Origin of the sequence: Pantoea sp. Lij88 (assembly GCF_030062155.1) — a bacterium.
GTDB lineage: Bacteria > Pseudomonadota > Gammaproteobacteria > Enterobacterales > Enterobacteriaceae > Pantoea.
Map to the genome: position 1 here is coordinate 3,634,574 of NZ_CP118269.1, position 16,903 is coordinate 3,651,476.

General features: G+C 55.9%; 14 protein-coding genes. 6 read left to right on the top strand and 8 right to left on the bottom strand.

Annotated elements, in window-relative coordinates:
• Window positions 1-8: 8 nt before the first annotated feature.
• Entirely contained in the window at window positions 9-893 is an 885-nt protein-coding gene (locus PU624_RS20890; RefSeq protein WP_283546473.1) for a glucosamine kinase nucleotide-binding domain-containing protein, read from the bottom strand.
• Window positions 894-1,162: 269 nt separating this feature from the next.
• Between PU624_RS20890 and PU624_RS20895 the strand changes: the two genes are divergently transcribed.
• The gene (locus PU624_RS20895; RefSeq protein ID WP_283546474.1) at window positions 1,163-2,320 is read left to right on the top strand and encodes a Gfo/Idh/MocA family protein; all 1,158 of its coding nucleotides are present in this window, start codon (window positions 1,163-1,165) and stop codon (window positions 2,318-2,320) included.
• A gap of 560 nt (window positions 2,321-2,880) precedes the next feature.
• Here PU624_RS20895 and PU624_RS20900 read toward each other — a convergent pair.
• Both PU624_RS20900 and PU624_RS20905 read right to left on the bottom strand, forming a co-directional pair.
• A complete protein-coding gene (locus PU624_RS20900) occupies window positions 2,881-3,522 on the bottom strand; it encodes an Ssp6 family T6SS pore-forming effector (RefSeq protein WP_283546475.1) in 642 nt (213 codons plus the stop codon).
• A gap of 552 nt (window positions 3,523-4,074) precedes the next feature.
• Entirely contained in the window at window positions 4,075-5,316 is a 1,242-nt protein-coding gene (locus tag PU624_RS20905; RefSeq protein ID WP_283546476.1) for an MFS transporter, read from the bottom strand.
• A 399-nt stretch (window positions 5,317-5,715) separates the two neighbouring features.
• On the opposite strand from PU624_RS20905, the gene PU624_RS20910 reads away from it, so the two are divergent.
• The gene (locus PU624_RS20910; protein WP_283546477.1) at window positions 5,716-6,315 is read left to right on the top strand and encodes a hypothetical protein; all 600 of its coding nucleotides are present in this window, start codon (window positions 5,716-5,718) and stop codon (window positions 6,313-6,315) included.
• 275 nt (window positions 6,316-6,590) lie between these two features.
• Window positions 6,591-8,981, top strand: a complete 2,391-nt coding sequence (locus PU624_RS20915) for a glucose/quinate/shikimate family membrane-bound PQQ-dependent dehydrogenase (protein ID WP_283546478.1) — start codon at window positions 6,591-6,593, stop codon at window positions 8,979-8,981.
• Window positions 8,982-9,036: 55 nt separating this feature from the next.
• On the opposite strand, the gene PU624_RS20920 is transcribed toward PU624_RS20915, so the two are convergent.
• The 3 genes from PU624_RS20920 to PU624_RS20930 all read right to left on the bottom strand — a co-directional run bounded on the left by PU624_RS20920 (window position 9,037) and on the right by PU624_RS20930 (window position 11,777).
• Complete coding sequence (locus tag PU624_RS20920) at window positions 9,037-10,242, bottom strand: MFS transporter (RefSeq protein ID WP_283546479.1); 1,206 nt, start codon at window positions 10,240-10,242, stop codon at window positions 9,037-9,039.
• A 110-nt stretch (window positions 10,243-10,352) separates the two neighbouring features.
• Window positions 10,353-11,249, bottom strand: coding sequence for a LysR family transcriptional regulator (locus PU624_RS20925; protein ID WP_283546480.1), 897 nt, complete (start codon window positions 11,247-11,249; stop codon window positions 10,353-10,355).
• A gap of 159 nt (window positions 11,250-11,408) precedes the next feature.
• Window positions 11,409-11,777 carry a helix-turn-helix domain-containing protein gene (locus PU624_RS20930; protein ID WP_009092546.1) on the bottom strand — a complete coding sequence of 123 codons (369 nt, stop codon included), beginning with the start codon at window positions 11,775-11,777 and terminating at the stop codon, window positions 11,409-11,411.
• 355 nt (window positions 11,778-12,132) lie between these two features.
• On the opposite strand from PU624_RS20930, the gene PU624_RS20935 reads away from it, so the two are divergent.
• The 3 genes from PU624_RS20935 to PU624_RS20945 all read left to right on the top strand — a co-directional run bounded on the left by PU624_RS20935 (window position 12,133) and on the right by PU624_RS20945 (window position 15,290).
• A complete protein-coding gene (locus tag PU624_RS20935; protein ID WP_111141873.1) occupies window positions 12,133-12,792 on the top strand; it encodes a response regulator in 660 nt (219 codons plus the stop codon).
• Window positions 12,789-14,144 carry a sensor histidine kinase gene (locus tag PU624_RS20940; RefSeq protein WP_283546481.1) on the top strand — a complete coding sequence of 452 codons (1,356 nt, stop codon included), beginning with the start codon at window positions 12,789-12,791 and terminating at the stop codon, window positions 14,142-14,144. The genes PU624_RS20935 and PU624_RS20940 overlap by 4 nt, the downstream gene beginning before the upstream one ends.
• 279 nt (window positions 14,145-14,423) lie before the next feature.
• Window positions 14,424-15,290 carry a nucleoside-specific channel-forming protein Tsx gene (locus PU624_RS20945; RefSeq protein ID WP_061061391.1) on the top strand — a complete coding sequence of 289 codons (867 nt, stop codon included), beginning with the start codon at window positions 14,424-14,426 and terminating at the stop codon, window positions 15,288-15,290.
• 119 nt (window positions 15,291-15,409) lie between these two features.
• Here the strand turns inward: PU624_RS20945 and yjdN are convergent, their stop codons facing one another.
• Window positions 15,410-15,847 (bottom strand): VOC family metalloprotein YjdN, encoded by a 438-nt coding sequence (gene yjdN, locus PU624_RS20950; protein WP_283546482.1) that lies wholly within the window; start codon window positions 15,845-15,847, stop codon window positions 15,410-15,412.
• A 73-nt stretch (window positions 15,848-15,920) separates the two neighbouring features.
• Window positions 15,921-16,817, bottom strand: a complete 897-nt coding sequence (locus PU624_RS20955) for a LysR family transcriptional regulator (protein ID WP_283546483.1) — start codon at window positions 16,815-16,817, stop codon at window positions 15,921-15,923.
• Between the last annotated feature and the right edge of the window lie 86 nt (window positions 16,818-16,903).

Sequence of the window (16,903 nt, forward strand, 5' to 3'; positions counted from 1 at the left end):
AGCCCGCATCAGATCGGGTATCGGTCAGGCGTCAGCTGCTGCGCCAGTGTCAGCGCCCCGCTCAGGGCATCGCCCTGCGGCGTCACCAGCCGGGCCTGAATATCGTCGTCCAGCCAGCCCTGAATCGGTGTGGCCAGGCCACCCATCAGCGCTACCCGTCCGCTGCTCAGCGCAATCAGACGGCGCACCATCAGGCCGATATCGGCGGCGGTCTGATGCAGCAGATCCTGTGCGTGGCGATCGCCCGCGTCGGCGGCCGCAAAAATCTGTGGCACCACGCGCGCCCAGTCGGCAGGCGTCGCGGAGCGCGTCCAGAGCAGCATGGTTTCCGGGCTGTCACCGAACTGCGCCATCAGCTGTTGAGTGAAGAGTGTCGGCACAATAATCGCCTCATGGGCCAGCAGCGCCAGACGCAGCGCACGACGGCCCAGCTCCGCGCCCGATCCCTGGTCAGACAGGGCAAAGCCCCAGCCGCCCAGCAGCGTAAAGCGTTCGCCATCCCAGGCCGCGCCCTGACTGCCGGTGCCGATGATAAAGACGGCGCCATGCGCGCCGCCATGCGCGCCCGCGCAGGCGATCTCTACATCGCTGACCACCTGTAACGCCGCGCAGGCGGGCTGCCAGCTGGCGAGCCGCGCCTGCACCGAGGCGACATTGGCACCCGCTAATCCGGCCACCAGCGCGGTCTGCGCCAGCGCCTCCGGCGCTAATCCCGCCTGTGACAATACCCGGTCAATCAGCTGGCCGACACAGGTCAGCGCCGCGTCGTAATCTGACCAGACGTTGGCAGGCCCGCCAGTGGCTTCCGCCAGCACGCGGCCCTGCAGATCGGTTAACCGCGCGCGACACTGTGTACCGCCGCCATCAATGCCAAGGAGATAGTGTGGTTGCACGCGCTTCCTTCCCGATTTTGGGTTATAGCCATAATGAGCGAACGATAGGATAAAAAAACTTAAATCGCAATAACAAATAAATATGGCAAAAACATATCGACACTTTTTGTTTAATTTACAATGATATAACAAAAACCGCCCCGCAAAACACGCAGTGCGTTATTGACATTAGTTTTTCCGCCGTAATAAGTTGGTGGTCAGATTATCAACAGGCGCGCCCGATCACAGGCGAGCTATGCATCATCCGATTTCAGGAGCAGGGGTTTAACATGAAAGTAGGCATTATCGGTCTCGGCTTTCGTCTGTCCCACGTGATCAAAGAGTTCAGCAAAGCCGACGACGCCTTCTCAGTAGTGGGTTATTACGATCCGGCCCCCGCCGGACTGCCTAATCTGCACAGCTTTGGTATCGCGCCCGGTCAGGCCTTTGCATCCATCGACGCGCTGCTGGAGCACGGCGGAATGGATGTGGTGCTGGTGGGCTCACCCAACTTCCTGCATCTGGAGCATGTCGGTCAGGCGCTGGCGGCGGGCTACACGGTCTTTACCGAAAAGCCGGTGGTGATCAATGAAGAGCAGACCATGGAGATGGCGAAGCTGGTGCGTCAGTATGGCGAAGCACGCATTCTGGTCGGCCTGGTGCTGCGCTATTCGCCGCTCTATCACGATCTGCTGGCGGCACGCGATGCCGGTCAATTAGGTGAAATCACCTCGATTGAGGCGACAGAGCATATCAAGCCTTATCACGGCGCCTTCTTCCAGCGCGACTGGCGCCGTCTGGAGAAGTATGCCGGTCCTTACATTCTGGAAAAGTGCTGCCACGACATCGATCTCTATCAGGGCCTGTTACAGGAGCGCCCGATCCGCGTCGCCAGCTTTGGTGGCCGAAAATCCTTTACCCCCGCGCATGCCCCTCAGGGTGCGATCACCGCTGAGTCCGAGCTCTATCACGTAAAACCCAGCGGCTGGTCGAGCACCGATGCCGTCTTCGACAGCGACGCCGATATTGTCGACTACCAGACAGCCCTGATTGAGTATGAAGGCGGCGCGACGCTTGCCTTCCACGCCAACCTGAACGTGCCGGATGAGTTCCGCCGCTTCTGCGTCATGGGCACCGACGGCATGGCCGAAGGCGACTTCGTCCGAAACTACTTCCGCGTACACAACGCGCGCAGCGGTGAAAAAGAGGTCGATACCGCCTACAGCGGCAATGCGTATGATGGCCACTACGGCGCGGATGCGCTGATGGCAGAAGAGATCGTTAAACATATTAAACAGGGAACACCGCTGAAAGTATCAGTGGTGGACGCGCTGGAAGCAGGCCTCACCGCCATTAAAATCGATGAGGCGCGCAAAACCCGCAGCGTAGTGGACATGCGTGAAAGCTGGCTAACATTTGACGCCAACCTGGGAAAGACCGGGGCCTGATGGTCCCATCCTGTGGGTCAGCCTCCCCCTCTGACCCCAGGATTTGAATGGCAGTATGACTGGTAACTTCCTGTACTGGCCTTCGGGCCAGTTACAACTCAGGTACGGTACTGGCTAATAAAATCTGCGTCAGCGACCACCCACTCACCGCACTAATCTCCACAACCAGCCAAACAAACCACTCCTCAGCCCAGGGCAACTTACGCACTTAAAGCGATGGGAGCATACGCCTGTAGCAAAGCATAGCGGGCCAGAGATGGCGTTTTTTGTGTCTTTGCGAAAGGCGTATGTTCCCTGAGCCTGCACCGGGTGACCTTGTGCTGATCCGCGCTAGACTTTCATCCCTGATGGCAATGCGTTTTTTTGTGACCTATTTTCGATCGTCTTTGGATGAAATCATCCAGGCTAACCAGTAAAGAACCAGGCCAGCGATAAAGACCAGTAAGGGGGCGATAATGCGCATAATTCCTTCATTCGCAAATATTGCGATAAAAACGCCTATCACTACGGCGCTGATAATAACCGCCCCTGATAGCTCAGAAATGACTTTTCTGATTAGTCTAAAGATTTTCGATTGCACCCAGAAATTGCTCCGTTTTCGAAGGGTTTTTACGAAGAGTCTCACCAAGCTCGATGTAATTAGCTAAAGGTTCTTCAAAGAGGAAGTAAAGCATTTCGAAATCAAGTATATAAAGCTTTGACCATAATTCAGGATTTTTAAGTCTCAAACGTCGGGAAGCTGCAGAAGCACGCGAAAGCACCCCCTGCAGGACTATGCCGCCCGAAAGGGTGCCTGTCCATAATCGCAGTGATAACTTCATTATTACGCTGGCCATCATTCCTCCAACGACTTTTGAACCAAGATAACCTGTGATAGCCAGCTGCATGGACTGTCTTGAACCCAGTGAAGCCGCTTCTCCGATGAGTTTATCTGTGATTTTTTTGATGGCTGGGTCTGGGAGATAAGCCAGAGAGTCTTTGATTATCATCTCCGCGATCTGCCCCAGAATAGCTCTGTTACGGAAGAGCTTGTTTAAAGCCCTATACATCCTCTCATCCTCACCAAAGTTACGGCGCTGAATGTTTCTGCCGCCATCTGAAAGGTTGAGATCCTGAAAGGTTCTTTCAATACCCAGATAAAAATCCATTGGAAGTGAAGCAATGCCATGAGCAACCGATACGGCGAGCATTTTTGCGTCCATTCATTCTTCTACCGTTTGTGACACCATCCTGGAAAATATCAGCCCAAACAGCTATCCGCAAATAAAAATTCATCATTTAACCGCCATAATTATCGATTTAACCGGACCTGATTATTCATTCATTCCTCTGTCATTTTAAAGAACAAGCGTTTGAAAATAGCAGCGTTTTATCGCCGCTGCTGCGCGGCATGTCTAAAGGCGGGACAGATAAAATTGCCAGAGACGAGCCATTCACATCCGCAAAACATTCAGGAACTCTAAATGGTGTAGATAGGTTCAGGTCGCAAACGAATTCAAAGCCATGGGAGCATACGCCTGTAGCAAAGCATAGCGCCGCCCGAATAAAAACGCCGGGAGCGTTTTTGAACAACGCAACGCGTTGGCCCGTTTACGGGCGCACCTCAGGGATGAGGTGCGTAATCGCCCGCGCTGAGCCTTGCCTTAGATGGCGTTTTTTGCGTCATTGCGAAAGGCGTATGTTCCCTGAGCGTGCACCGTAGTCCATAACCACACAAATCCCCTCAGCCAATCCAGCCAGCCCCAACGCCAGTCCTAAACCGGATCCACCTCATTCTCCAGCTTCTGACGCCGCCGCAGATGCGGAAACAACTTCATCCACAACGCGACCACCACCAGCGTACCAATCCCGCCAATCGCCGCCGCCGGTGCGGCACCGACCCAGGCCGCCAGTAACCCCGATTCAAACTCGCCCAGCTGATTCGACGTATTTATAAAAATCGCGTTAACCGCATTCACGCGCCCGCGCATGGTATCCGGCGTATCCAGCTGCACCAGCGCCCCCCGGATCACCATACTCACCATATCAAAACCCCCCAGAGCACAGAGAGCTATCAGCGACAGCCAGAGCTGCGTGGAAAGCGCAAACACCAGCGTGGCAACGCCAAATCCGGCGACTGAGCCAAACATTATCATCCCGACATGCTTTTCAAGCTTATGCCGGCTCAGCCAGATGCCCACCAGCAACGCGCCCACCGACGGCGCCCCGCGCAACATCCCCAACCCCCACGGCCCGGTATGCAGAATATCTTTGGCGAAAATCGGCAGCAGCGCCGTCGCGCCGCCCAGCAACACCGCAAACAGATCGAGCGAAATCACCCCAAGCACATCTTTGCGCTCACGGATAAAGTGAATCCCGGCAAACAGATTCTTCATATTCATCGGCAGACGGCTCTGCACCGGACGCTCATAACGCAGCAGACTCACCAGCGTCAGCGAAATCAGATAAAACAGTCCGGAAACGCCATACACAACATGCGGTCCGGCAACGTAAAGCAAACCGCCGATGGTCGGCCCGACAATGACCGCGGCCTGCCCGCCCACGGAGTTCATTGCCATGGCGCGCGCCAGGATGGAAGGGGGAACCAGCGACGGCAGCATCGAGGACATCGCAGGCCACTCCAGCGCCTTCGCCACCGCAATCATAAACACCAGCCCCCATAACGCCGTCTTATCGGCGGTCTGGAATAAGGTAAGCACCACTAATGCCACCAGTGCGGCAAATTCCACCAGCTGACCCAACAGCACGATGCGCCGCCGGTCATATTGATCCGCCAGATGACCGGCCGGTAATGCCAGCAACACCGACGGCAGAAACTGCATCAGGCCAATCATCCCTAACGCCATGGCGCTGTTGGTCAGCGCATAGATCTGCCAGCTGATCGCCACCGAGAACATCTGAAAACCAAACGATGAACAGGTACGCGCCAGCCAGAAGGCGACAAAAGTCCGATGTCGCCACAGCGACTCTTCAGCCGCGGATGCCATAAATCCCATGTCTTATCCCAAATCAGGTGAAGAAGCCCGCGTCGTTGCGCGGTGTTATTGGTGTGTTTTTTGACGACTGAAGCTTAACAGACCAGATGAGATCGGGAAGCCTGCGGTGCCAGCCCTGCCTCCCTGCGCGATACACTGCGGCCCTCTCCGGAAAAGGGGGGCAGACCCCTCCTGACTATTACCAGCCTATTTGTCCCCACCAATGAATATATTCCAGCACATCATCAGACGCCAAAGGAATTATCCTCTCTTTGCTACCAGGTTTATTTACTTTCTAAGGAAACAAAAGGATGATTTGGATTAAGCATGTGATCTATATTTATTCACGCGATTAAAAAAACGCGACTTTTTATATGCTTAATTATCAACGAATCCTTTTTATTGCATTTCATAGAGATAATGAAAAACAGTTTATATAACCCCTATGTTACTGAACCTATCCATCACGTTGAGCGTAATGTCACTGGCATTTGCTATAGCGTGCCTTATCTTCAGCAAAACCAGGACAGCGGAAATATACTTAATACAAACAACATTATTTCATTACACAATCAAATTGCTACTGAAGCAGCATTAATGATTGTTCCGGTTGAAGATATTCGATTACGGGGAATGATCGCGATTCCTGATGCCTATACGCATTTACAGAATGAACGAATCCGTATTGGCATTAATTATTCAAGTTTAGCCGCACATAGTGCGTCACTGCTTGAATTAACAAAGAAATTTGATTTCTGGCTTTATGATTTTGCGCCACCGGGTGCGGACTGGCGACTGCTGGAATCCTTTCCTTTTTCAGGGATAGTTTTAACCGAATCGTTCTTCAATGATAATTATGAAAAATTTACCTTTCCCTTTTTTATGGCGACATTCCGTGAAAAAGGTGCAGAGGTCATCGTGCGAAGTCATACGCCGCCTTTAACCGCTGAGCAGTTTGCTGAGATAAATATCAGCGGCTGGCAACAGCAACGCTCGGACGGCGATCTTATTAGCTGCTGATTCACAAATCCTGCCTTCCGGCGTTAAGGGCACATGGCGGTGCGCTTAACGTCCTTTAATCCCCCATAAAATGTCGTATTACTACAGTTGTTAAGCGATTTAAGCCAAAAAAATCAAATCTCGATCTGATTTTGCTATAACATTTAACACAAAGGGATCGTCTGTCTTAACGGAAGAGATATTGAAGAACACCCTAATCATTTGTACTTGATAACTGGAAACAGCCTATCTGGTTGTTTTCGTGTGTTTTATGGCAACGAAACGAGGTCGATATTATGGGGAAAAACTCCTCATCTTTTGGCGTAATTCGTTTCCTGACAGTGCTGTTCGCAGTGCTGACGGGCGCGTTTATGCTCATTGGCGGTGGCTGGTTAGCCGCCATCGGTGGTTCCTGGTATTACGTTTTCGGCGGTGTGGTTATGCTTATCACCGCTTATCTGCTTTCCCGTCGTAAAAGCACCGCGCTGGTTCTCTATGCGCTGCTGCTGATCGGCACCCTGATCTGGGGTGTGTGGGAAGTGGGTACAGACTTCTGGGCCCTGGCACCGCGCACCGATGTGCTGGTGATCTTTGGTGTCTGGCTGATCCTGCCGTTTGTTTATCGCAGCTTCAACGCGGGCAGCAAAGCCGCGCTGGGTACGATGGCCGTGGCGCTGATTGCCAGTGCCCTCGTGCTGGCCTATGCGGTATTCAACGACCCGCAGGTCATCAACGGCTCTGTACCAGAAACCGCTGACAACGCCCCGCAGGCTGCACCGCTGAGTAACATCCCGGATGCTGACTGGCCCGCTTATGCGCGCGATCAGCAGGGAACCCGTTTCTCGCCGCTGAAGCAGATTAACCATCAGAACGTGAAAGAGTTGCAGGTTGCCTGGCAGTTCCAGACTGGCGACATGAAAACCCCTAACGATCCGGGCGAAATCACTGACGAAGTCACTCCGATTAAAATCCGCGACACGCTTTACCTCTGTTCGCCACACCAGATTCTGTTTGCTCTGGATGCGGCCACCGGTAAGCAGAAGTGGAAATTTGATCCGGGTATGAAGGTTAATCCAACCTTCCAGCACGTGACCTGTCGCGGTGTTTCTTACCACGAAGTGCCGGCAGCAGCCGATGCAGCGAACACTCAGCCTGCTCTCTGCTCACGTCGTATCTATCTGCCTGTCAACGATGGTCGTCTGTTTGCGCTGGACGCAGAGACCGGTGAACGCTGCCCGACGTTTGGCGTCAACGGTGAGCTGGATCTGCAACACAAACAGCCTGTCACGACCGCAGGTATGTATGAGCCGACCTCTCCGCCGATCATTACCAACACCACCATCGTGATGGCGGGTGCGGTAACCGATAACTTCTCAACCCGCGAGCCGTCAGGCGTTATTCGTGGCTTTGATGTGAATACCGGCAAACTGCTGTGGGTGTTTGATCCAGGCGCGAAAGACCCGAATGCCATTCCGGCTGATGAACACACCTTCACCATGAACTCACCGAATTCATGGGCACCGGCAGTTTACGATCCGAAACTGGATACCGTTTACCTGCCAATGGGCGTGACCACACCGGATATCTGGGGCGGTAACCGCACACCAGAGCAGGAGCGTTATGCGAGCAGCGTGCTGGCTCTGAACGCCACCACCGGTAAGCTGGTCTGGTCTTATCAGACTGTGCATCACGACCTGTGGGATATGGATCTGCCGTCGCAGCCGACGCTGGCTGACATCACCGATAAAGATGGCAACACCGTCCCGGTGGTTTACGCGCCAGCGAAAACCGGCAACATCTTTGTCCTGGATCGCCGTACCGGCAAGCCAGTGGTCCCTGCGCCAGAAACGCCAGTGCCACAGGGTGCCGCTAAAGGCGACCACGTTGCCGCCACTCAGCCCTACTCTGAGCTGACCTTCCGTCCGAAACAGAACCTGACGGACAAGGACATGTGGGGCGCGACGATGTTCGACCAGCTGGTGTGCCGCGTGATCTTCAAGCGCCTGCGCTATGAAGGTCCGTTCACCCCGCCATCTGAGCAGGGTACGCTGGTGTTCCCGGGTAACCTCGGTATGTTCGAATGGGGCGGCATCGCCGTCGATCCACATCGTCAGATCGCGATTGCTAACCCGATGGCGCTGCCGTTTGTCTCTAAGCTGGTTCCGCGTGGCCCAGGCAACCCGATTGAGCCGCCGAAAGGCGCTGAGGGTGGCTCAGGTACGGAAACCGGTATTCAGCCACAGTATGGCGTGCCGTATGGCGTCGAGCTGAATCCGTTCCTGTCACCGTTTGGTCTGCCATGTAAACAGCCTGCCTGGGGTTATATCTCCGCGGTGGATCTGAAGACCAACGACGTGGTGTGGAAACAGCGTATCGGTACCGTTCGCGATAGCGCACCGGTTCCGCTGCCGTTCAAAATGGGTATGCCGATGCTGGGTGGTCCTATCACCACCGCTGGTAAGGTGTTCTTCATTGGTGCGACCGCAGATAACTACCTGCGTGCTTTCAGCACCGATACCGGCGAGCTGTTGTGGCAGGCCCGTCTGCCAGCAGGCGGCCAGGCGACGCCGATGACCTATGAAGTAGATGGCAAGCAGTACGTTGTCATCGCGGCAGGCGGTCACGGCTCGTTTGGTACCAAGCTGGGCGATTATGTGATTGCCTACGCGCTGCCAGACCAGAAGTAATTCACGCAGCGGTGAATAAACTAAGGCGGACTCCGGTCCGCCTTTTTTGATCGCGCTATTTACGCATCCCGCGCCAGTTGAGCCAGGCGCAAAACAGCATTACCGCGCAGGTTGCCAGAAAGACCGGTCGCATTCCAAACGCCCCGCCCACCAGCCCACCGAACAGCGGGCCGCTGACCTGACCGATATATTGCGCCGACGTCGAATAGCCCAGCATCCGCCCGACCTGTGAACCCGGCACGTTATGACGAATAATCGCCGTAATGCACGGCATCAATCCGCCCAGCGCCATCCCCATCAGAAAACGCAGCAGCACCAGTTGCCAGGCCGCCGTGATAAACGCCTGCGGAATCAGCAGCAGTCCGCTAACCACTAATCCGCCCGTCAGCACCCGCCAGTGCCCTACCCGATCGGCCAGACGACCCAGCCGGGGTGCCGCCAGTACGGTCCCCAGCGCCGCAGCGGACATCACCAGTCCGGATATCATGGTGATCTGATGGTTGCCCTGCACAAACTCGCCCACGTAAAGCGTGATAATCGGCTCAATCGACATGCTGGCGAAGATCAGCAACATGCCGGAGAGCCACATCAGCCGCACCAGGTTGTGATTAACCGGCTCGTCTGCGGACTGCGCTGGCTGGCTGGCGCGCGACGTCGCGGCGGCACGTGGCTGCTCTTTGAGTAAGAAGGTGGTGGCGAGGAAGGCGAGAAATATCACCGCGCCGGTCAGCCAGAAAGTCTGACGGATGCCAATCAGCGGCGGTAACACTCCCCCCAACAGCGGCCCGACCACGTTGCCCGCCATAATGCCGGATGACAATACGCCCAGCGCCCAGCCGGTCTGCGCTTTTGGCGTTTGTGCCGCCACCAGAATGGTCGACCCCGACGCGTAACCCCCCAGCAGCCCCGCCAGCAGGCGCAGCGCGACCAGTTGCCACGGCGCGGTCGCCATGCCGATCAGCGACATCGCAATCGCCATCCCAAGGCTGGCGCGGATCAGCATCAGCTTACGGCCATAGCGATCGGCCAGCCTGCCCCACAGCGGCGCAGTCAGCGCGGCGCTGAAAAAGGTCGCGCCGTAGGCCAGACCAGACCAGCGGGCGATGGCGGCGGGCTGCTCAACGCCGAGTTGCTGAACATAGAGCGGCAGAAACGGCAGCAGCAGCGTCATCGCCACGATAGTGGTAAAAGAGCCGACGACGCAGACCGCTAAGTTACGTCTCCAGTGCTGAAACTCTGCCGTTTCGGTTGACTGTTGCATGGTGGTATCCATTGAATGATCAGGGATACAGGCTAACCGGAGTCGCAGAGTAACAACAGTCGTGGCGGAATAGTTACTCAGTGGCGCTGGTTGTTGCCAGTTGACAACAATCAGCCCGGATTCAATGCCGCCACCAGGGCATCGCACAGCAGCGTCACCGGCGAGGCCGGTTCAGGTGTGTCGTGCAGCAGCAGATAGCTCTGCAGACGATCCATCTGCCACTCCGGCAGCAATTGCTGAATATCGCCGCGCGCCATCGCCTCCTGCGCCATGTACGAGGGCAGATAAGCGATGCCACTACCCGCCAGTGCCGCATTGAGCAGCGCCATGCTGTTATTGGCGCGGAAACGGCTGCGCACGTCCAGTGCCAGCCGCTGTTTATCACGGCGGAACGGCAGCGCGGCGGTGTGCGCCGGACCGTGAAACATCAGCAGGTCATGGCGCGGCAGCATCTCAGGATGCGTGATGGCGGGTCGCTGCGCCAGGTAAGCGGGCGCGGCATAGAGTCCCCACTCGATATCGCTCAGCACCCGGAAATTACCCTGCTGCGGCGAGCGAGATCGGATCACAATCGCCAGATCCACCTGATCGTCCAGCCGATCGTGATTACGATCGGTCAGATCGAGATCGACGTTGATATGCAGATGGCGATGAAGAAAGCGATTCAGAACGGGCACCACGCACTGGCAGCCGAAGGTAACGGGCGCCTGCAGCCTGATCTGGCCGGTGGGCTGCTGATGCAGTTGCTGCACGAACGCTTCTGCGCGCTGGACTTCAGCCAGCATCCTTACGCAGTAGGGATAGTACGCCTGGCCCTGCTCGGTCAGCGCCAGCCGCCGGGTGGTGCGCTGCAGCAGCCGGATGCCGAGACGCAACTCCAGACGGGCAATCTCCCGGCTGACATGGGATTTAGACCAGCCCAGTGCACGCGCCGCCTCACTGAAACTCTGTAATTCCACAACCCGAGCAAATACCAACATGGCGGTTAAATTCGCGCCGTTTTCCATGTTTCCCGACTCCGACAGTAAAGGGATGCTGGCAACAAACTAACACGTTCGGGCAAGGCGATTATGGCTGGCGGGTAAAAAAAACAGGGCGGGATGCAGGATGAGAGTGCGGGCCGACCTTCCCGTCTTTATGCAGTGACGGGAAGGTCTTATCAGGCATCAGCTGGCCATCGCCAGTGGAAACAGCAGCCGATCCGGCTCGACGCGACGCTGACGGCGCAGCTGGCCTGGCGTCACCATAAAGTAGTTTTTAAAGGTGCGGGTATAGGCCTGCTGAGTGTCGAAGCCGTAGTTCATCGCCACCTGCAGTATCGCTTCGTTGCTGCTCAGCAACGTGAGCGCAGACTCGGTTAAGCGCCGCTGCCGGATATATTCAGCCAGTGAAAAGCCGGTGTGCTGGCGGAACAGGCGTTGCAGATGCCAGCGCGAATAGCCCGAGCGGCGCGCCACCTCATCCAGATGCAGATCGTGTCCTAAGTTGTTCTCAATCCAGTCCAGCAAACTCCGAATAAACTCGCGCTGATTCATGGTTCCTCCTGTTCATGCTGATGTGCAGTGGAGCCACTCTACCCGCTAAAATTTATCCCTTAATTAGCAGAAAATTAGCGCAGAATTAGCAACGGCGGAAACGGGAGCGGAAAGGCGCGGCCAGCGGGACTTTGGGGGGAATCACGGTCATAGAAAATGACCATTACCTACCTGAATGAGTCATTCTGTGGCAAGGCGGCGAATGCGCGAATCCCCGGGAGCTGACATCAGTCAGTGACTGGGGTGAGCAAAAGCAGCCAACGCCGCCACAGTGCGAAGTATGAAGGCGGAAGGATAATTCTGGGCTAACAATTGGTAAGTAAACTCTCTCTTATCTTTATGAAGGAGATCAGCCATGCGCGTGTTACTGGTTGAAGATGATGAAATGATCGGCGCGAACCTCCAGCAGGCACTGGAGGGCGCGGGCTGGTCGGTCGACTGGGTGCGCGATGGCGTCTATGCCCAGAATGCCTGGAGTGAAGGCGGCTACAGCTGCGTGCTGCTCGATCTCGGCTTACCGCGCGATGATGGCCTGCAGGTGCTGCGCCGGGCACGCGGGCGCGGCGATGCCACGCCGGTACTGATTCTGACCGCGCGCGACACGGTGGCGCAGCGCATCCAGGGCCTCGACAGCGGTGCGGACGACTACCTGCTTAAACCATTCGATTTACAGGAAGTCATGGCCCGAATGCGCGCCATCACCCGACGCAGCCACGGCGCAGCAGACTCGGTGCTGGGTAGCGGCGATGTCCAGCTGGATATGATGACCCGTGAAGTACTCTACAAAGGCCAGCGCGAGCAGCTTACGGCGCGTGAATATGCCCTGCTCTACGCCCTGCTGGAGCGGCCAGGTGCCATTCTGTCGCGCGAGCAGCTGGAAAACCGTATCTATGGCTGGGGCGATGAAGTCAGCAGCAATGCGGTGGATGTGCTGATCCACGGGATGCGTCGCAAGCTGGACAACGATGTCATCCGCAACGTGCGCGGGCTGGGCTGGCGGGTACCGGCGATATGAAACCGTTCCGCTTTATGCGCTCACTGCGCAACAAACTTCTCTCTACGCTGCTGATCATTCACCTGCTGATGATCGGCGGCGTCACCTGGTATTTCTTCAGCTGCTACGGCGATATGGTCGGCACCATGAAGGACGATCAGCTGGCAAAAATCGCTGATGCCTGGTCCACCAATAAACAGATGCCCGCCCTGATGCCGATGCTTATTGCGCCGGACAAGGCGAAGAGCGCTTTTGTGGTTCAGCTATGGGACGATCAGGGCCAGTTGCGGGCCAGCTCATGGCCGGAGTTACAGGCGCCGCTGCAAAACCAGCGCGGCTATCATGATGTGCATATCGGTCAGTGCGACGACTGTGAGTGGCGCATCTACACCCGGCCCGGCATGCCTGGCAGCGAGATCAAAACCATCCAGGTCATGCACAACCTCAGCTACATGAAGGCCTCGATGGTCAAGCGGGCGCTGTCGGCGATCATTCCGATGATCCTGATGATGCCGCTGTCACTGCTGGTGATCTGGCTGGTGGTGCGCAAGATCACCCGGGATCTGCAGGTCGCTTCGCGTCAGATTGCGGCGCAGGAGACGCATCATCCGCACAATGTCTCACCGGAAGGTTTACCGGATGAGATCCTGCCGCTGGTAGCCGCCTACAACTCGCTGCTGAATAAGCTGCGGGAAGCCTGGTCGTCGCAGCGTCAGTTCCTGGAAGATGCCGCGCATGAGCTGCGCACGCCGGTAACGGCGGTGACGTTGCAGCTGGAAAACCTGCGTCAGCACATCCAGCCGGGCGAAGCGAGCCGGCAGTTCAGCCAGCTGGAGGCGGGCGTCACCCGCACCCGTCATCTGGTGACGCAGCTACTCAATGTCTCGCGTCAGGATGACCAGAGCGTGGTGGCCAGCGTTGAGCATATTGACCTGGAAGATCTGCTGAAAGAGAGCATTGAGCAGCTGATGGTGGTGGCGGATAAACGCGGCATCGATATCGGCTTTAACGGCTCCACGCAGTACCGTCTGCAGGCCAGCCGCTCCGAGCTGCGCAGCCTGTTCGATAACCTGATTGGGAACGCCATGTTACACACGCCGGAAGGCAGCCTGGTCGATGTGCTGCTGCATCGGGTTGCGGGCAGGACCGTAGTCGATATTGTCGATAACGGTCCGGGCATGCCGGAATCCTTTATCGAGCGCGCGTTTGATCGCTTTACCCGTTCCCCGGACGTTAAAGCCCAGGGCAGCGGGCTGGGATTATCGATTGTGCGAAACGTCGCACAGAAACATCAGATTCACGTCGCCCTTTCCAATTGCCTGACGCCACAGGGTGCTATTTGTGGTTTGCAGGTCCGCGTCACCCTTCCCTGATCCCGGCCGTTTGATCACGAACCAGACAACGTAAACGGTTGCCTGGTTCCGTTCGATCCACGTCGTTATTGTGAAGTACGTCACATTTTAGCTGAATTGTAATGCAACACTTTTTGACAAACGTGAGCAAAATCTATTTTCTATCGATCTGTTACAGGCACGCTACGCGGGCTGAAGAACTGGCTGTTATTTGCTGTGAAACCCTCATTCCCATCTAGGGACCGATTTCTCTCTGACTGCGTCTGCTGTGCGGCGGTCAAAAGCATGTGGCTGATAATAATGAAATATAAAACGTTGATAGCAGGTGCCGTGCTGGCATGTTCATTGAGTGGTGCTGCGCAGGCCGCTGAAAGCGACCCGCAGTATGTCTCCGACTGGTGGCATCAGAGCGTGAACGTGGTAGGCAGCTACCATACGCGTTTCGGACCGCAGTTTAACAACGACGTTTATCTGGAATATGAGGCGTTTGCGAAGAAAGACTGGTTCGATTTCTACGGCTATCTCGACGTGCCTAACTTCTTCGGCGTGGGCAACAGCAATGCCAACGGCGTGTTCGACCACGGTTCACCGATGTTTATGGAGATTGAGCCGCGCTTCTCTATCGACAAACTGACCGGCACCAGCCTGGCCTTTGGTCCGTTCAAGGAGTGGTATTTCGCTAACAACTACATCTACGATATGGGCCGCAACAGCGATAACCGCCAGAACACCTGGTACATGGGTCTGGGCACCGATATCGATACGCACAGCGATGTCGGCCTGTCGCTGAACGTCTACGCCAAATACCAGTGGGAAAACTATGGCGCAGCGAACGAAAACAGCTGGGATGGCTATCGCTTCAAGGTGAAATACTTCGTGCCAATCACCACGCTGTGGGGCGGTAATCTGGGCTATGTGGGCTTCACCAACTTCGACTGGGGTTCTGACCTCAACGAAAAAGGCGGTTCATCACGCACCAGCAACTCCATCGCTTCCAGCCACATTCTGTCACTGGGTTACGATCACTGGCACTTCTCTGCGGTGGCGCGTTATTTCCACAACGGCGGACAGTGGGCGGATGGTCAGGAACTGAACTTCGGTAAAGGTCCATTTGAAGTGAAATCGACTGGCTGGGGTTACTACCTGGTGGCGGGTTATAACTTCTGATGGTTGCGGGCGGTTGCAACAACCGCCCGTTTAGCAGGAACGCTGGCTCAGGACATCACGCATCAGGGCCAGCTTTTCAGCTGCAGGCTTATCAGATAAGCGCTGCATCTGCCCCGCTTTTAGTTCTGCGGCTTCTCAACGTTGATGCGCCACGGAATGCCGAACTTATCAATGAACATCGCGAATCCGTTCGACCAGAACGTCTCCTGCCACTCCGTTGTCACCTTGCCGCCTGCCGACAATTTCTCAAACCACGCTTTGCCCTTTTCGACATCATTGGTGGACAGGCTGACCGCATAACCGGCATGTTCAGACGCTGGCGGCTTCTCAGTATTGCCGTCGCTCAGCATCAGCTCACCGTCACCGATACGCAGTTGCGCATGCATAATCTTTTCTGGCGGCTGCGGCGCGGCAGACTGATCGCCAACCTGCTCACCCTGATCCGGCATATCACCGAATTTCATTTTAGAGAGCAGCTCTCCCCCGGTCGCCTGCAGGTAAAAGTCGATAGCCTCTTCGCAACGGCCATAGAGAAACAGATAAGGACTGACTTGCATCGTAACCTCTATTTGTCGGGTGGATTTATTACAGTACCTTAAGAGTGTAGACGATCGAGTTTACTCCCTGATTTCACTGACAATAACGGCGGAAAAGTTGTGCCATATAACTGCTCATCGGGGTCAGCGTGGTGTCTTTGCGCTGAATCAGATAGAAGATGGCTTTCGGCAGAGGGTCATCGAGCGCCAGCGCCACCAGCGATCGGCCCAGAATCGGATCATCAATCACGTCGACCGACAGAATGCTGATGAAATCGCTTTGCGCCACCAGGCTGGTGCAGGCCATAAAGGTTTCACAGGTCACCACGATTTTGGGTGCCATGCCGCGCTCGCCAAACAGATCGTGCAGCAGACGGTAATAGCTGCCTTTCGGGGTTGGCATCGTCCAGTCCGCCTGCTGTAACTCCGCCAGAGAACGGGCCTTTTCCAGCGGGTGGCCTTTGCGCACCACCACTTTGTACTCGCGCTCCATTACCCTTTCATACATCAGCTCCTGATCGAGATGGCTCTGATCGTAGGTATTGATGGTGAAATCGAGCGCGCCCTGACGCAGTTCATGCACCATCGACACCAGCTGACCTTCGACGATGCGCACCTTCACCAGCGGGTATTCGCGATGAAACTGGTTTATCACCTGCGGCATGATAGTGCGCGCCACGCTGCCACCCACTCCGATGTTCACCTGACCGCCGCCCAGCCCCAGACGCTGCTGGATATCCTCTTCAGCGACCCGCAGCTCCGCCAGCACCAGGCTGGCATGACGAAAAAAGTTATCACCGATATCGGTCAGCACGACGCCCTGCTGACGGCGGATAAACAGCTTTGCGCCCAGCTCGCGCTCCAGCTCCTGAATCGCTTTGGTTAACGCCGGTTGCGACAGCCCGGAAAGACGGCTTGCCGCCCGGATACTGCCCTGGCGCGCCACGTCAGTGAAGGCGCGCAGCTGATGAAGCTTAAGATTGGCAGACATAATTTTGCGATAACCGTTGTTTATCAGTCACAAGATATTCGCATCTTATGCCGCCCAGTACCATTGTGTAGATTCGAAGCAGTGCA

Excerpts from the sequence above, each read along its gene's own strand:
- PU624_RS20895 (WP_283546474.1), top strand. The coding sequence starts at position 1,163 with ATGAAAGTAGGCATTATCGGTCTCGGCTTTCGTCTGTCCCACGTGATC.
- PU624_RS20900 (WP_283546475.1), bottom strand. The coding sequence starts at position 3,522 with ATGGACGCAAAAATGCTCGCCGTATCGGTTGCTCATGGCATTGCTTCA.
- PU624_RS20905 (WP_283546476.1), bottom strand. The coding sequence starts at position 5,316 with ATGGGATTTATGGCATCCGCGGCTGAAGAGTCGCTGTGGCGACATCGG.
- PU624_RS20910 (WP_283546477.1), top strand. The coding sequence starts at position 5,716 with ATGAAAAACAGTTTATATAACCCCTATGTTACTGAACCTATCCATCAC.
- PU624_RS20915 (WP_283546478.1), top strand. The coding sequence starts at position 6,591 with ATGGGGAAAAACTCCTCATCTTTTGGCGTAATTCGTTTCCTGACAGTG.
- PU624_RS20920 (WP_283546479.1), bottom strand. The coding sequence starts at position 10,242 with ATGCAACAGTCAACCGAAACGGCAGAGTTTCAGCACTGGAGACGTAAC.
- PU624_RS20925 (WP_283546480.1), bottom strand. The coding sequence starts at position 11,249 with ATGGAAAACGGCGCGAATTTAACCGCCATGTTGGTATTTGCTCGGGTT.
- PU624_RS20930 (WP_009092546.1), bottom strand. The coding sequence starts at position 11,777 with ATGAATCAGCGCGAGTTTATTCGGAGTTTGCTGGACTGGATTGAGAAC.
- PU624_RS20935 (WP_111141873.1), top strand. The coding sequence starts at position 12,133 with ATGCGCGTGTTACTGGTTGAAGATGATGAAATGATCGGCGCGAACCTC.
- PU624_RS20940 (WP_283546481.1), top strand. The coding sequence starts at position 12,789 with ATGAAACCGTTCCGCTTTATGCGCTCACTGCGCAACAAACTTCTCTCT.
- PU624_RS20945 (WP_061061391.1), top strand. The coding sequence starts at position 14,424 with ATGAAATATAAAACGTTGATAGCAGGTGCCGTGCTGGCATGTTCATTG.
- yjdN (WP_283546482.1), bottom strand. The coding sequence starts at position 15,847 with ATGCAAGTCAGTCCTTATCTGTTTCTCTATGGCCGTTGCGAAGAGGCT.
- PU624_RS20955 (WP_283546483.1), bottom strand. The coding sequence starts at position 16,817 with ATGTCTGCCAATCTTAAGCTTCATCAGCTGCGCGCCTTCACTGACGTG.